This window comes from Oceanicella sp. SM1341 (genome assembly GCF_003448965.1).
GTDB lineage: Bacteria > Pseudomonadota > Alphaproteobacteria > Rhodobacterales > Rhodobacteraceae > Paroceanicella.
Map to the genome: position 1 here is coordinate 73,334 of NZ_QRGC01000008.1, position 14,087 is coordinate 87,420.

Sequence of the window (14,087 nt, forward strand, 5' to 3'; positions counted from 1 at the left end):
CCTCCGTCCTGTCGCCTCTGTCCCTGCACGGACCCACCTGATCCGTGACCCCTGAGGCGGTTCCCGCGCCGGCCCCCACCCACCCTCACCCCGGCCGGGAACCGCCGTTTTTTCCCCGCATCTGCGCTGCAGACCCCGCCCGGCCACCGGCATGGGCGTCCGGCATACCGGCGGTGTACTGTCTTCAAAGCTTCATTGTAGCGCAACAATCGTGTCGTCCCCCTGCCCCATGAGAGCCCCGACTTTCCCCGACTTCGAAGGAGATCATCATGACGGTTCAGGGGCTCGGTCTTGCCGGGATCGGAAAATCCTTCGCCGGCGCGGAAGTGCTCGGGGGCATCGACCTGGAGGTGCGCCCGGGGGAGTTCCTGTCCCTCGTCGGCATGTCGGGCTGCGGCAAGTCCACCCTGCTGCGGGTCATCGCCGGGCTGGAGACACCGGACCGCGGCACGGTGAGCATCGGCGGCCGCGACGTGACCGGGGACGACCCCTCGGCCCGCGACCTCGCGATGGTGTTCCAGAGCTACGCGCTCTACCCGCACATGAGCGTGGCGGAGAACATCGCCACCCCGCTGCGCATGCGGCGCCTGTCGCTCACCGGGCGGCTGCCGCTCGTCGGGCGGATGCTGCCCGGGGCGGCGGGCACGCGCCGCTCGATCCGCGCCGAGGTGCAGCGCGCCGCCGAGATGCTGCAGATCGAGGCGCTGCTCGACCGGCGGCCGGCCCAGCTCTCGGGCGGGCAGCGCCAGCGCGTGGCCCTGGCCCGCGCCCTGGTGCGCGACCCCGCCGCATTCCTGATGGACGAGCCGCTCTCCAACCTCGACGCGCGGCTGCGCGTGCACATGCGCGCCGAGCTCTCCGCCCTGCACCGCCGGCTCGGCGCCACCTTCGTCTACGTCACCCATGACCAGGTCGAGGCGATGACCATGTCCGACCGCATCGCCCTGATGGAGGGCGGCCGGCTGCTGCAGGTGGGCACGCCCGCCGAGCTCTACGACCGCCCGGCCAGCCTGAGCGTGGCGCGGTTCATCGGCTCGCCCGCCATCAACCTGCTGCCGGTGGAGATCGGCGCCGACGGCGCGGTGCACCACGCCGGCCGGCCGCTGGGCCTGCGGGCGGCGGGCGGCACCCCGCGCGGGCCGGCCAGCCTAGGCCTGCGCCCCGAGGACATCACCGCCCATGCGCCGGACGGGCCGGAGGCCCGGGTGAGCCGCGCCGAGCATCACGGCGCCGACCGCTACCTCACCGTGTCGCTGCTCCGGGGCGAGGCGCCGCCGCTCACCCTGCGGATGCCCGCGGCGCAGGCCGAGGGCCTCGGCCCGGACGCGGTGCTGCGCCTCGGGCTCGGTTCGGCGCGCGCGCATCTCTTCGCCCCGGACGGCACCCGCATCGAGACCCTGGCACAACAGCGGGTGACGGCATGAGCCTCGCCCTCGACACCGCCCACCCCGCCGCCGCCCGCCTCGACAGCGGCGCCCCGGCCCGCCGCGCCGCGCGCCGCGGGCTCGCCTTCGTGGCCCCCGCCGCCCTGCTGCTGCTGGCCATCTACATCCTGCCCCTCGTCATGCTCGGCCTGTTCTCGGTGACCGACTACCAGCTCGGCGCCGTCGCCACCCGCTTCACCGGGCTGGAGAACTTCCGCCGCGCCGCCGCCGACCCGGTGTTCCTGCGCGCGCTCGGCAACACGCTGTTCTACGTGGCGCTGGTCATCCCCGGCGGCGTGGGGCTGGGGCTGGGCGCGGCGCTGCTGGTGCACGGGCGCAAGCGCAGCCGCGGCTTCTACGAGGTGGCCTTCTTCCTACCGGTCACCGCCACGCTGGTGGCGATGGCCACGGTCTGGCAATTCGTGCTGCACCCCTCGCTGGGGCCGGTGAACGCGGCGCTCGGCTGGCTGGGCCTCGGCCCGGTGGGCTTCCTCTCGGACCCCGACCTGCTGATCCCCACCATGGCGCTGATCGGCACCTGGCAGATCGCGGGCTTCAACATGGTGCTGTTCCTCGCCGGCCTCTCCGCCATCCCGAAGGACCTGCACGAGGCCGCCCGGCTCGACGGCGCGAGGAGCGCCATCGACCGTTTCCTCACCGTCACCTGGCCGCTGCTGGGCCCCACCACGATGTTCGTCACCGTCACCACCTCGATCACCGCCTTCAAGGTGTTCGAGACCGTGGCCGTGCTCACCCAGGGGCGCTCCGGCTCCGAGACGCTGCTCTACGCGCTCTACCTCGAGGGGTTCGAGTATTTCGACACCGGCTATGCCGCCGCCCTCACGCTGATCTTCCTCGTGCTGGTGCTGCTGCTCTCCCTCGGCCAGACCCTCCATTTCGACCGCAAGGTGCATTACTGATGAGCCCGTCCCGCCTCCGCCGCGCGCTGCCGCATGTGCCGCTGGGCCTCGTCGCCGCGCTGATGCTGCTGCCCTTCTACTGGATGCTGCTCACCTCGGCCCGCCCGCCGCAGGAGATCTTCGACGTCTCGCTCCTGCCCGTGCCCGACCCCGGCGCGGTGGCGGAAAACTACGCCCGCGCCGCCACCGCCGTGCCGCTCGCGCGCTTCCTGTTCAACGGCGCGGTGGTCTGCCTCGGCATCCTGCTCGTGCAGGTGCTCACCGCGGTGCCGGCGGCCTATGCGCTGGCCAAGCTGCGCTTTCCCGGCCGGCGGCTGTTCCTCGGCCTCGTGGTGGCGGCGCTGTGCGTGCCGATGCAGGCGCTCGCCCTGCCGCTCTTCGTCGGCCTCGCCGGGCTCGACCTGCTCAACAGCTACTTCGCGCTGATGGCGCCGTTCTTCCTCTCGGTCTTCGCCATCTTCCTGTTCCGCCAGTCCTTCCGCTCCTACCCCGACGAGATCATCGAGGCCGCCCGCCTCGACGGCTTCTCCGAGACGGAGATCTGCTGGCGGCTGGTGCTGCGCGGCTCGCTGCCGGCACTCGCGGCCTTCGCGGTGTTCTCGGTGGTCGCCCACTGGAACGACCTCTACTGGCCGATGATCGCGGTCAACGACATGGCCCTCGCCACCCCGCCGCTGGGCATGCTGTTCTTCTCCAACGCCGAGAGCGGCACCGATTACGGCGCGCTGATGGCCGGCGCCGCCCTGCTCACCGCGCCGATGGTGCTGTGCTTCCTGCTCGCCCGCCGCCAGTTCATCGCCGGCATCACCATGACGGGGGTGAAATGAGCCCCCGCCGCCTTCCTTTCCCACACCACGGAGCCTGATATGAAACCCGTTCACCGCCTCTTCGCGGGCGCGGCCCTTGCCGGCGCCATGCTGCCCGGCCTGGCCGCCGCCCAGTCCGTCACCCTCGACGTGCTCTACTGCAACCCCGGCTTCTCGCGCTTCTACGAGCCGCTGGCCGAGGAGTTCCAGAAGGCGAACCCCGACATCGCCATCCGCTTCCGCGCCCCGGCGGCCAACTACAACGAGGGCCACCAGCAGGTGCTGCGCGCCGCGGTCACCGGGGGCACGCCGGACGTCTACTTCTCCGGCTTCAACCTGCTCGCCGAGCTCGTGCACACGCTCGAGCCGCGCGGCGGGATCCTCGATCTCGGCGAGCACATCTCCGCCGCGGGCGGCGAGGCCTTCGTCTCGGCCAATTTCGAGCCGCGGATGCTGGCGCTCGGCGAGGTGGGCGGCGTGCAGTACGGCCTGCCGGTGAACGCCTCCTCGCCGATCATGTACATCAACGCCGACCTGGTGCGGCAGGCCGGGGCCGACCCCGATAACATGCCCACCGACTGGCCGGGCACCATCGCGCTCGCCGCGAAGATCCACGCGCTCGACCCCAAGGTCGCCGGCATGGCCTATGACATCAACTCCTGGCCGGACGACTGGCTGTGGCAGGCGCTCGTCTTCGAGCAGGGCGGCCAGCTCGTCGACGAGGTCTCCGGCACCGCGGGCTTCGACAACGAGGTCGGGCTCAACGCGCTGAAGCTCGCCCGCTCCATGGTCACCGAGGGCGGCCAGAGCCTGCTCGACTGGGACCAGTCGCGCCAGCAGTTCGGCGCCGGGCTCACCGGGTTCATGTTCTCCACGCCCGCCCATGTCCAGACCATCGAGGGGCTCGTGGGCGACCGTTTCGAGCTGAAGACCGCGCTCTTCCCGATCGACAACAAGGCGGAGGGCGGCGTGCCCACCGGCGGCAACGCCGCCGTGGTGCTCGCCACCGACGCCGCAAAGCAGGAAGCGGCCTGGAAATACGTGCAGTTCATGACCAGCCCGGAGGCGCAGAACCTCATCGTGCGCATCACCGGCTACCTGCCCACCAACAAGCGCACCACCGGGGCCGACTACCTCGCCCCCTACTACGCCGAGCACCCGAACGTGGAGACCGCCTCGCGCCAGGCCGACCGCTCGCTGCCCTGGCAGGGCTACCCCGGCGGCGCCTCGGTGCGCATCTGGCGCGCCCAGCGTGACATCATCGGCACGGTGATGCGCGGCGAGGTGACCCCCGAGGACGGGCTCGCGCAGATGGTCGAGCAGACCAACGCGCTGATGGACTGAGCCCGGGCACGCCGCCCGCCCCGCGCCGGGTCCCGCCCGGCGCGGGAGCCATGCCTGCGCTGTGCCGGCCCTCCGCCGGCCCGGCGGATTTTCCCGCGCCGCGCCGGCCTTCCACCGGTGCGGCGGATATCCCCGCGTTGCCCCGGCCCCTTGCCGGCGCGGCATGTCTCCCCGCGCAGCGTCGGTCCTCCACCGACACGGCAAACTCCCCGCGCCGCGCCGATCCCCTGCCGGCGTGGCAGATTTCCCCGCGCTGCCCCGGCCCCCGCGCCGGGGCCTCGCCCGCCGCCGCGCCCCGGCCTCCTGCCCACGGACAATCCCCAGATGAAGATCCTCCAGCTCACCGACATCCACCTCCTGCCCCCCGGCGGCACGCTGCACGGGCTCGACCCGGCGGAGCAGCTGCGCGGCGCCGTGGCCGACATCCTCGCCCGCCAGGCCGATGCCGATCTCCTCGTGCTCACCGGCGATCTCGCCAATGACGGCGACCCCGAGGCCTACGCCCTGCTGCGCGAGATCCTCGCCCCCCTGCCCATGCCGGTGCGCTTCCTGCTCGGCAACCACGACGCCCGCCCCGCCTTCCGCGCCGAGTTCCCCGAGGCGGAGTGCGACGCCACCGGCTTCGTGCAGTCGTTCCTCGACACCGACCACGGCCGGCTCCTGTTCCTCGACAGCCATTCCGCCGGCGAGATCGGCGGGCGCTACTGCGCCGACCGCCTCGCCTGGCTCGACAGCGCCCTCGCCGAAGCAGGCCCCCTGCCGGTGACGGTCTTCGTCCACCACCCGCCGATGCCCGACGGGCTGGCGCATTTCCGCCACATCGGCTTCCACGACGGCGAGGCGGTGCTGGCCCGGCTGCGCGCCCATGCCCCCGGCCTGCGCCACGTGGTCTTCGGCCACATCCACGTGCCGCTCGCGGGTACCACGCCCTCCGGCATCGCCTTCAGCTCCGGCCAGGCCTGCAGCCACCGTTTCATCGCCGACCTCGAGGATCCGGCCCCCTGGTGGACCGGCGGCGCCCCCACCTACCGGGTGCTGCTGATCGACGAGGCCGGCTTCCGCGCCTACACGCTCGAGGCCGGGGCGCAGCGCCTCTCCCGCGCCCCGGTCTGCCCCGGCCCCTGAGCGCCCCGCGCGCCGCTGCCCCGGCCCCCGAGCCGGGGCCTCGCGCCACCCCGCTTGACAGGCCGGGCCGGCGCCGCCTAGGCTCACTGGTAGGGTGGATGGTCCAGTAGACAGCGAAACAGCGCTGCACGTGTCGGGCCTCCGGGAAACGTCGGGCGGGCCGGGCACAGCGCCGGGGCCCCGCGAGGGAGATCCGAGGGTGGAAAGTTCGGGCGTGCATGGCCTGTTCCTCGACAAGGCGACCGGCATCGGCCGGGACGTCCGCCGCCAGACCATGCGCGACGTCATCGCCGACAAGATCGCCGCCCTCATCGCCTCCGGCCTGATGAAGCGCGGCGACGAGCTGCCCTCCGAGCGCGAACTCAGCCTCGCCCTTTCCGTCAGCCGCGAGACCGTGCGCGCCGCCATCGGCGCCCTCGCCGCCCGCGGCATCCTCGAGGTGAGCCAGGGCGCGCGCACCCGCGTCGCCTCCGACGATCTCGGCGACATGTCCATCGGCATCACCAACCGCCTTAACGTCGACAGCTACGATGTCGACGCGGTGCACCACGCCCGCCTGCTCATCGAGCAGCGCGTGGTGGGCGACGCCGCCGCGCAGATCTCCGACGAGGCGCTCCTGCGCCTGCGCCGCTCGCTCGACACACAGGCAGGCTGCCTGCGCGACCCGCTGCGCTTCCTGATCTGCGACCGCGAGTTCCACGTCACCGTCTACCGCGCCTGCGGAAACCCGCTGCTCGCCGACATCGTCACCGACCTCTACACCTACATGATGGAACACCGCCGCCGCGCGGTGTCGCTGCCCGGCGCCATCGCCGCCAGCGTGGCCGACCATACCGCCATCCTCGAGGCGCTCGAGGCGCATGACAGCACCGCCGCCATGGCCGCCTTCGCCGCCCACGAGGCGCGGATCTACACCACCACCTGCACTTTCATCCGCGATATAAATCCAATGAATACATAGGCTTGCAATAAACGGCCCCATCAGAAAACAACCGGGGCCCTTCACGGGAGGAACCACGAAATGATCACTCGTCGCAGCATGCTGGGGCTGGCGCTGGCCGGCGTCTCGGCCCTCACCCTCGCGCTCGGGGCGGGGGCGCCCGCACAGGCGCAGTCCGGCCAGATCGTCTATCTCACGCCGGGGCTCGACCTGCCGTTCTGGCGCTACCTCTCCAGGGGCGTGGAGAAGGTGGCGACCGAGGAGGGCTACGGCTTCCAGGCGCTCGATTCGCACAACGATGCCCAGACCCAGCTCCAGAACGCGCAAGACGCCATCGCCCGCGGCGTGGCCGGCATCGTGCTCTCGCCCACCGACAGTTCCACCGCGCCGAGCGTGCTGCAGCTGGCGCAGAAGGCCGGCATCCCGGTGGTGATCGCCGATATCGGCACCAACAGCGGCGAGTATGTCTCCTTCATCATCTCCGACAATTACGAGGGCGCGCATGGCACCGGCGAGGCGCTGGCCGCGGCGCTGAAGGACAAGGGCTGGGAAGACGGCTCGGTGGGCATCGTCGCCATCTCGCAGGCCCGGCTCAACGGCCAGGCCCGCACCAAAGGCTTCAAGGACGCGATGGCCGAGGCCGGCATCGCCGGCGAGGCCGGGCTGCAGCAGATGCAGTCCTACACCGCCGACGAGACCTTCCGCTTCACCCAGGACATGCTCACCGCAAACCCGGAAATGCGCGGCCTCTTCGTGCAGACCGACCAGCCGGCGGTGGGCGCGCTGCGCGCCATCCGCGCCGCCCGGCGCCAGGGCGAGGTGCTGGTGGCGGCCTTCGACGGCATCCCCGAGTTCGTGCCGCTGCTGCAATCGGGCGAGCTGGTGGCCTCGGGCATGCAGCAGCCCCACCTGATGGGCGAAACCTCGGGCCGCGCGCTGTTCGACCATCTCGCCGGCAAGGAGGTCGAGAAGGAGATCCTCGTGCCCATCGTGGTGGTGACCGCGGAGAACATCGAGGAGATGCTGCCCACCATCCGCGAATCCGTCTTCGCCAACGAGATGGACTGACACCCGGGGCCGCCCCGCGGGCCGCGATGGCCCGGGGGGCGGCGCTCCGGCGGAGGCACCCCATGCAGCACGCCCCTTCCCTTCCCGAGCCCTCCCTTCCCGAGGCCGACACCGCCCCCGCGCTCGTCGCGTCGGGCATCGGCAAGCGCTTCGGCAGCACCCAGGCCCTCGCGAACGCCGCGCTGGAGGTGCGCGCCGGCGAGGTGCACGGCCTGCTCGGCGCCAACGGGGCCGGCAAGTCGACCCTCTCGCGCATCATCTCCGGGCATATCACGCGGGACGAGGGCAGCCTCAGCTGGCGCGGCCGCCCGCTCGCCCTGCGCTCCACCCGCGAGGCGCTCGACATGGGGATCGCGCTCGTCGCGCAGGAGACCAGCCTCGCCCCGGACCTCTCGGTGCTGGAGAACATCTTCCTGCCCGAGCTGGGCCGGCCCGGCCGGCTCTCCTACACCGGCATGCGGCGGCGGGCGCAGGCCATCCTCGCCCGGCTGGGGCGCGAGCACGCGCTGCCGCTCGAGGCGGAGGTGCGCGGCCTCTCCGCCGCACAGCGCCAGCTGGTGGAAATCGCGAAGGCGCTCGCCCTCGATGCCAGCCTGCTGATCTTCGACGAGCCCACCGCCTCGCTCAGCCCCTCCGAGGTCGACCGGCTGTTCGACATCATCTCCCGCCTGCGCGACGACGGCCGGGCGCTGATCTTCGTCTCGCACCGGCTGGAGGAGGTGTTCACCATCACCGACCGGGTGACCATCCTGCGCGAGGGCCGCACCGTGGCCGCCAGCCTGCCCACCGCCGGGCTCGGCCAGGCCGACATCATCCGCCACATGGTGGGGCGCGAGCTCGGCGCCATCTACGCCACCCCGGGCCCGGAGCGCCCGGGCGAGGCCGGGGCGATGGCGCTGGAGGTGCGCGGCCTGCGCGCCGCCCCCCATGTGCGCGACGTGTCCTTCTCGGTGCGCGCGGGCGAGATCCTCGGCCTCGGCGGGCTGGTGGGGGCCGGGCGCTCGGAGGCGGCGGAGGCGATCTTCGGCCTGCGCCGGCGCGACGCCGGCACCATCCGCATCTCGGGCCGCGAGATCGCGCCGCGCAAGCCGGCCGACGCCATCCGCCACGGCATCGGCCTCGTGGCCGAAGACCGCCGCGCCCAGAACATCGTGCCCGACCTCACGGTGCGCGAGAACCTCATGCTCGCCCATATCGGCAGGCACCGCGGCTTCGGCCTCGGCTACGGCAAGCGGCGCGCCCGGCTGGCGGAGCTGCTGGAAAAGCTCGGCCTGCCGCCAAACCGGCTCGACGCCAGCCTGCTCACCTTCTCCGGCGGCATGCAGCAGAAGGTGATCATCGCGCGCTGGCTGCTGATCGACCCCGCGGTGCTGATCCTCGACGAGCCCACCAAGGGCGTGGACATCGGCACCCGCTCGGCCATCTACCGCATCCTGCGCGAGATCGCCGATGCCGGCGTGGCGGTGGTGGTGATCTCCTCGGATTTCGAGGAGCTGCTCGGCGTCACCGAGCGGGTGGTGGTGATGTCGGACGGCATCAGCATCGCCGACCTGCCCACCGCCATGCTGACCGAGGAGAAGCTCACCCTGCTCGCCGCCCCGCGCAGCTCGGCCGGGCGCACGCTGGCGGCGCTGGAGGCACTGGTGGCCGAGCACGGCGGCAGCGCCTTCTGGGCCCTGCTCGAGCCGGGGGCGGAGGAGCTGATCTGCCTCGGCCACGTGGCCCTGCCCGGTGCGCCGGACACCGGCCTCAGCCCCGGCGCCGCGGCGCATTACGCCGACACCGGCATTCCCGCCGCCCTGCGCGCCGCGGCGGAGGGCTTCGTCACCGAGCCCGGCGGCCACACCAGCCTCGTGCTGCCGATGCGCAACGCCCGCGGCCACGATCTCGGCCATATCGGCCTCACCCTGCCCGCGGGCGCCCCCCTCCCCGATGCCGCGGAGCTGCGCGCGCGGATGGAAGCCCTCACCGCCCCGGACCCCGTCTCAGGAGACGCGCCATGACGCAGATCACCGCCTCCCTGCCCTCCGGCCTCGCCCGCATCGGCCGCAGCCTCGAGATGCGCATGCTCGGCCTCGCCCTCGTCATCGCCTGCGGCCTGTCGCTGCTCTCGCCGTATTTCCTCACCCAGAACAACATCTTCAACATCCTCGACCAGTCGGTGGTGATCGGCATCGTCGCCGTGGGCATGACCTTCGTCATCCTCACCGGCGGCATCGACCTCTCGGTGGGCTCGGTGGCCGGGCTCACCGGCATCGTGCTGGGGCTGGCGCTGGGGGAGCTGCCCATCCCGCTCGCCATCCTCTGCGCGGTGGCGGCGGGCGGCGTGATCGGGCTGTGCTCCGGCGTGCTGGTGGCGGTCTTCGGCCTCGCCCCCTTCGTGGTGACGCTGGGGATGATGGCCATCGCCCGCAGCCTCGCCTACATCTTCTCCGGCCAGACCGCGATCTCCTCCATCCCCATGGGCCTGTCGGACATCGTCTATTCCACGGTGCTCGGCATCCCGGCCAACGTGCTGTTCCTGCTCGCGCTCTACGCCCTCGCCTGGGCCTACCTCACCTTCTCCAAGGGCGGGCGCACCATCTACGCCGTGGGCTCGAACCGCGAGGCGGCGCGGGCGGCGGGGCTCAACGTGCTGGCCTACTCGGTGCTACCTTACGTGATCTCGGGCGCGCTCGCCGCCGTGGCCATCACCTTCTCCATCGCCCAGATCCTCTCGGCCGACCCGCTGGCCGGCAACCAGATGGAGCTCGACGCCATCGCCGCGGTGGTGATCGGCGGCGCCAGCCTCTACGGCGGGCGCGGCTCGATCATCGGCACGCTCATCGGCGTGCTCATCATGGTGATGATCCGCAACGGGCTGAACCTGATGGGCGTCTCGCCCTTCTGGCAGGGCACGGCCATCGGCTCGATCATCATCCTCGCCCTGCTGGCCGAGCGGCTGGTGAACTGGCGCGCCGCGCGCTGAAGGAGGCCCCCCCATGTCCCCCACCCCCAGCCGCGCCCTGCGCCTCTTCGGCACCGAGGAGGAGGTCGCCCCGCCGCGCATCCTCACCGCCGGCCCCCTCACCGCCGAGTTCGAGGCCGGAAACCTGCGCTACATCCGCATGGGCGGCGCCGAGGTGCTGCGCGCCGTCTCCTTCATCGTGCGCGACCCGGACTGGGGCACCTATGCCCCCGCCCTCTCCGACATCGCGGTGGCCGAGGAGGAGGGCCGCTTCACCGTCACCTACACCGCCCGCGCGGCCGACGGTGAGCAGGCCTTCGCCTGGACCGCCCGCATCGAGGGCACGGCGGAGGGCCGCCTCACCTTCTCCGCCCGCGGCGCTGCCGAGACACCGTTCCTCACCAACCGCACCGGCTTCGTGATCCTCCACCCCATCGAGGGCGTGGCCGGCGCGCCGGTGGAGATCACCCGCACCGACGGCACGGTGGAGGAGGGCCGCTTCCCGCTCATCATCGACCCCGTGCAGCCGATGATGGACCTGCGCCGGCTGGTCCACACCTCGCCGCAGGGCCTGCGCGTGAGCTGCCTGATGGAGGGCGACACCTACGAGATGGAGGACCAGCGCAACTGGACCGACGCCTCCTACAAGACCTATGTGCGCCCGCTCGCCCTGCCCTGGCCCTACCGGCTGGAGCCCGGCGAGGCGCTGGAGCAGGCCATCACCGTGGAGGTGAGCGGCACGCCCTCCGCCGCCGCCGGCACCGGCCCGATCACCCTCGCGCCCGGGCCCCGCGCCGGCGTGGTGCCGCCGCTGGGCCTCGGCCTGCAGCCCGAGAGCGTCGCCGCCTCCTGGGAGGCGGAAGTGCTCCTGCGCGGCCTCGCGCCGGCGCATCTCGTCTGCCACCACGACCCCCGGCGCGGCCATGACGGCACCTCCCTCGCCGCCCAGGCCGGCCTCGCCCGCGCCATCGGTGCCGAGGCCTGGCTCGAGGCGGTGGTGGCCTCGGTCGACGGGTTCGAGGCCGAGATCGCCGCCCTGGGCGAGACGGTCCGCGCCCTGGGCGCGCCGTTCGAGACCGTGCTCACCTCGCCCGCGCCCGACCTCAAGTGCACCCTGCCCGGCAGCCCCTGGCCCGCCACGCCGCCCGCCACGGCCCTCGCCGCCGCCACCCGCGAGGCGTTTCCCGGCAAGCGCATCGGCGGCGGCATGTTCAGCTATTTCACCGAGCTCAACCGCAAGCGGCCACCGGTGGAGGCGCTCGACCTCGTGAGCTTCACCACCTGCCCGCAGGTGCACGCGGGCGACGACCGCTCCCTCACCGAGACCATCGAGGCCCTGCCCGCCGTGGCGCGCAGTGCCGCCGCCATCGCCCGGCCGCTGCCCTTCGCCGTGGGCCCCTCCGCCATCGGCATGCGCGACAACCCCTACGGCGCGGCGCCCAAGGACAACCCGCGCAACATCCGCCAGGCGATGAACCGCGCCGACCCGCGCCAGCGCGGCCTCATCGGCGCCGCATGGACCCTGGGATATTTCGCCGAGATGGCCCTCGGCGGCGCCAGCGCGGTGGCCTTCGGCGAGCCGACAGGCCCCCTCGGCGCCATCCACGCGGCCTCCGAGCTGCCCCAGCCCTGGTATGACGAGGCCGGCGGCGTCTTCCCGCTCTACCACGTGCTGCGCGGGCTCTCCGCCCTCACCGGCCGGCCGCTGCACCCGGTGGTCACCGGCCCCGGGCCCCTGCGCGGCCTCGCCGCCGGCGGGGCGGAGGGGTGGGAGATCTGGCTCGCGAACCTCTCCGCCGCCCCGGTGGAGGCGGTGCTCGCCGGCCCGGTCACCGGCCTCGCCCGGCTCGACGCGGAGAGCTTCGTGCCCGCCGCCGCCGACCCCGCCTTCCTCGACCGGCTGGCGCCCCCGCCGCCCGGCCCCCTCGCGCTCGACGCCCATGCCGTGCTGCGCCTGCACGTCACGACCCCTTCAGAAGGAACCTGATCCCATGCATGTACTCATCATCGGCGCCGCCGGAATGGTCGGCCGCAAGCTCACCGAACGGCTGGTGCGCGACGGCCATCTCGGCGGCGCCGCGGTGGAGCGTCTCACCCTCGTCGACGTGATCGAGCCCGCCCGCCCCGAGGGCTTTTCCGGCAGCGTGACCACGAAGGCGCTCGACATCGCCTCTCCCGCCGCGGCGCCCGAGATGGTCTCCGCCCGGCCGGAGGTGATCTTCCACCTCGCCGCCATCGTCTCGGGCGAGGCCGAGCTCGATTTCGACAAGGGCTATGCCATCAACCTCGACGGCACCCGCCAGCTGCTCGACGCCATCCGCGCCGCCCACGAGGCCGAGGGCTACACGCCGCGGCTGGTGTTCACCTCCTCCATCGCGGTGTTCGGCGCGCCCTTCCCCGACAAGATCGACGACGCGTTCTTCTCCACCCCGCGCACCAGCTACGGCGCGCAGAAGGCGATCGGCGAACTGCTGGTGTCGGACTACAGCCGCAAGGGCATCCTCGACGGCATCTCCATCCGCCTGCCCACCATCTGCATCCGCCCGGGCAAGCCGAACAAGGCCGCCTCCGGCTTCTTCTCCAACATCCTGCGCGAGCCGCTGGTGGGGCAGGAGGCGGTGCTGCCGGTGTCCGAAGACGTGCGGCACTGGCACGCGAGCCCGCGCGCCGCGGTGGGCTTCCTGCTGCATGCCGCCACGATGGAGCTCTCGGTGCTCGAGCAGCGCCGGGCGCTGAGCATGCCCGGGCTCTCGGCCACGGTGGGCGAGCAGATCGAGGCGCTGCGCCGGGTGGCGGGCGAGCGCGCGGTGCGCCTGATCCGCCGCGAGCCCGATCCCGCGATCGACGCCATCGTCGCCGGCTGGCCGCGCGACTTCGCGCCGAAGCGCGCGCTGGAGCTGGGCTTCACCGCCGACGCCTCCTTCGACGAGATCATCCGCATCCACATCGAGGACGAGCTCGCCGGCGCCCTCCCCGCCTGAGGCGGGCCTTCCGGGCACCCCGCCCGCAGCGGGCGCATCGTGAAAGCGGAAGGGGGGCCCGCCGGCCCCCCTCCCCCGTGTCAGGCGCGGCCGCGCATGGCGTCGAGGCTGGCGGGGCCGGCGCCGGCGAAGACGAGATAGAGGAACAGGAAGCAATAGAGGATGGCCGCGTCGCCGCCGTTGTTCACCGGGAAGAAGTCCCGCGGGGCATGGGCGATCCAGTAGGCGAAGGCCATCACGCCGGAGGCGAGGAAGGCCGCCGGCCGGGTGAACAGCCCCAGCGCGATCAGCGCGCCGCAGGCGAGCTCGAAGCACCCCGCCACCCAGGACAGCGAGAAGGCCTCCCAGGTGTTTTCGGTGGGCGGGAAGCCCGCGAGCTTCTGCAGCCCGTGCTCCATGAAGATGAGCCCCGCCACCAGGCGGACCAGGCTGAGCACCGCCGGTGCCATGGAGCTGAGTTTTTCCGTCATCGACCGCGTTCCTTCTGTTGCGGGCCGTCTGCCGCGGCCCCCGCGCCGGGCGGCGCGGCCGG

The 14,087-nt window shown here is 72.6% G+C and carries 12 protein-coding genes; 11 read left to right on the forward strand and 1 reads right to left on the reverse strand.

The genetic code is table 11. From position 1 onward, the window contains the following. Positions 1 to 269: 269 nt before the first annotated feature. The 11 genes from D3P35_RS09710 to denD all read left to right on the forward strand — a co-directional run bounded on the left by D3P35_RS09710 (position 270) and on the right by denD (position 13,555). The gene (locus D3P35_RS09710; protein WP_118134523.1) at positions 270 to 1,424 is read left to right on the forward strand and encodes an ABC transporter ATP-binding protein; all 1,155 of its coding nucleotides are present in this window, start codon (positions 270 to 272) and stop codon (positions 1,422 to 1,424) included. Beyond that, positions 1,421 to 2,344, forward strand: a complete 924-nt coding sequence (locus D3P35_RS09715; protein ID WP_118134524.1) for a carbohydrate ABC transporter permease — start codon at positions 1,421 to 1,423, stop codon at positions 2,342 to 2,344. Before D3P35_RS09710 ends, D3P35_RS09715 begins: the two co-directional genes overlap by 4 nt. Further along, positions 2,344 to 3,171, forward strand: a complete 828-nt coding sequence (locus D3P35_RS09720; protein ID WP_118134525.1) for a carbohydrate ABC transporter permease — start codon at positions 2,344 to 2,346, stop codon at positions 3,169 to 3,171. Before D3P35_RS09715 ends, D3P35_RS09720 begins: the two co-directional genes overlap by 1 nt. 39 nt (positions 3,172 to 3,210) lie before the next feature. Next, positions 3,211 to 4,494, forward strand: coding sequence for an ABC transporter substrate-binding protein (locus D3P35_RS09725; protein WP_118134526.1), 1,284 nt, complete (start codon positions 3,211 to 3,213; stop codon positions 4,492 to 4,494). Positions 4,495 to 4,818: 324 nt separating this feature from the next. Continuing rightward, on the forward strand, positions 4,819 to 5,619 hold the full coding sequence (locus D3P35_RS09730) for a phosphodiesterase (protein WP_118134527.1): 801 nt from the start codon (positions 4,819 to 4,821) through the stop codon (positions 5,617 to 5,619). A gap of 199 nt (positions 5,620 to 5,818) precedes the next feature. Further along, positions 5,819 to 6,580, forward strand: coding sequence for a FadR/GntR family transcriptional regulator (locus tag D3P35_RS09735; RefSeq protein ID WP_198670538.1), 762 nt, complete (start codon positions 5,819 to 5,821; stop codon positions 6,578 to 6,580). 60 nt (positions 6,581 to 6,640) lie between these two features. Then, on the forward strand, positions 6,641 to 7,627 hold the full coding sequence (locus D3P35_RS09740; RefSeq protein ID WP_198670539.1) for a substrate-binding domain-containing protein: 987 nt from the start codon (positions 6,641 to 6,643) through the stop codon (positions 7,625 to 7,627). Between the two features lie 62 nt (positions 7,628 to 7,689). Beyond that, positions 7,690 to 9,630, forward strand: coding sequence for a sugar ABC transporter ATP-binding protein (locus tag D3P35_RS09745; RefSeq protein WP_118134528.1), 1,941 nt, complete (start codon positions 7,690 to 7,692; stop codon positions 9,628 to 9,630). Next, positions 9,627 to 10,595, forward strand: coding sequence for an ABC transporter permease (locus tag D3P35_RS09750; protein WP_118134529.1), 969 nt, complete (start codon positions 9,627 to 9,629; stop codon positions 10,593 to 10,595). Before D3P35_RS09745 ends, D3P35_RS09750 begins: the two co-directional genes overlap by 4 nt. 13 nt (positions 10,596 to 10,608) lie before the next feature. Then, a complete protein-coding gene (locus D3P35_RS09755; protein ID WP_118134530.1) occupies positions 10,609 to 12,561 on the forward strand; it encodes a hypothetical protein in 1,953 nt (650 codons plus the stop codon). 4 nt (positions 12,562 to 12,565) lie between these two features. Next, positions 12,566 to 13,555: a D-erythronate dehydrogenase gene (denD, locus tag D3P35_RS09760; RefSeq protein ID WP_118134531.1), complete on the forward strand. Its 990-nt coding sequence runs from the start codon at positions 12,566 to 12,568 to the stop codon at positions 13,553 to 13,555. Between the two features lie 80 nt (positions 13,556 to 13,635). On the opposite strand, the gene D3P35_RS09765 is transcribed toward denD, so the two are convergent. After that, complete coding sequence (locus tag D3P35_RS09765; RefSeq protein WP_118134532.1) at positions 13,636 to 14,025, reverse strand: DoxX family protein; 390 nt, start codon at positions 14,023 to 14,025, stop codon at positions 13,636 to 13,638. Between the last annotated feature and the right edge of the window lie 62 nt (positions 14,026 to 14,087).

What these genes read in the sequence shown, in the direction of transcription:
- D3P35_RS09710 (WP_118134523.1), top strand. Translation starts at nt 270, where the DNA reads ATGACGGTTCAGGGGCTCGGTCTTGCCGGGATCGGAAAATCCTTCGCC.
- D3P35_RS09715 (WP_118134524.1), top strand. Translation starts at nt 1,421, where the DNA reads ATGAGCCTCGCCCTCGACACCGCCCACCCCGCCGCCGCCCGCCTCGAC.
- D3P35_RS09720 (WP_118134525.1), top strand. Translation starts at nt 2,344, where the DNA reads ATGAGCCCGTCCCGCCTCCGCCGCGCGCTGCCGCATGTGCCGCTGGGC.
- D3P35_RS09725 (WP_118134526.1), top strand. Translation starts at nt 3,211, where the DNA reads ATGAAACCCGTTCACCGCCTCTTCGCGGGCGCGGCCCTTGCCGGCGCC.
- D3P35_RS09730 (WP_118134527.1), top strand. Translation starts at nt 4,819, where the DNA reads ATGAAGATCCTCCAGCTCACCGACATCCACCTCCTGCCCCCCGGCGGC.
- D3P35_RS09740 (WP_198670539.1), top strand. Translation starts at nt 6,641, where the DNA reads ATGATCACTCGTCGCAGCATGCTGGGGCTGGCGCTGGCCGGCGTCTCG.
- D3P35_RS09745 (WP_118134528.1), top strand. Translation starts at nt 7,690, where the DNA reads ATGCAGCACGCCCCTTCCCTTCCCGAGCCCTCCCTTCCCGAGGCCGAC.
- D3P35_RS09750 (WP_118134529.1), top strand. Translation starts at nt 9,627, where the DNA reads ATGACGCAGATCACCGCCTCCCTGCCCTCCGGCCTCGCCCGCATCGGC.
- D3P35_RS09755 (WP_118134530.1), top strand. Translation starts at nt 10,609, where the DNA reads ATGTCCCCCACCCCCAGCCGCGCCCTGCGCCTCTTCGGCACCGAGGAG.
- denD (WP_118134531.1), top strand. Translation starts at nt 12,566, where the DNA reads ATGCATGTACTCATCATCGGCGCCGCCGGAATGGTCGGCCGCAAGCTC.
- D3P35_RS09765 (WP_118134532.1), bottom strand. Translation starts at nt 14,025, where the DNA reads ATGACGGAAAAACTCAGCTCCATGGCACCGGCGGTGCTCAGCCTGGTC.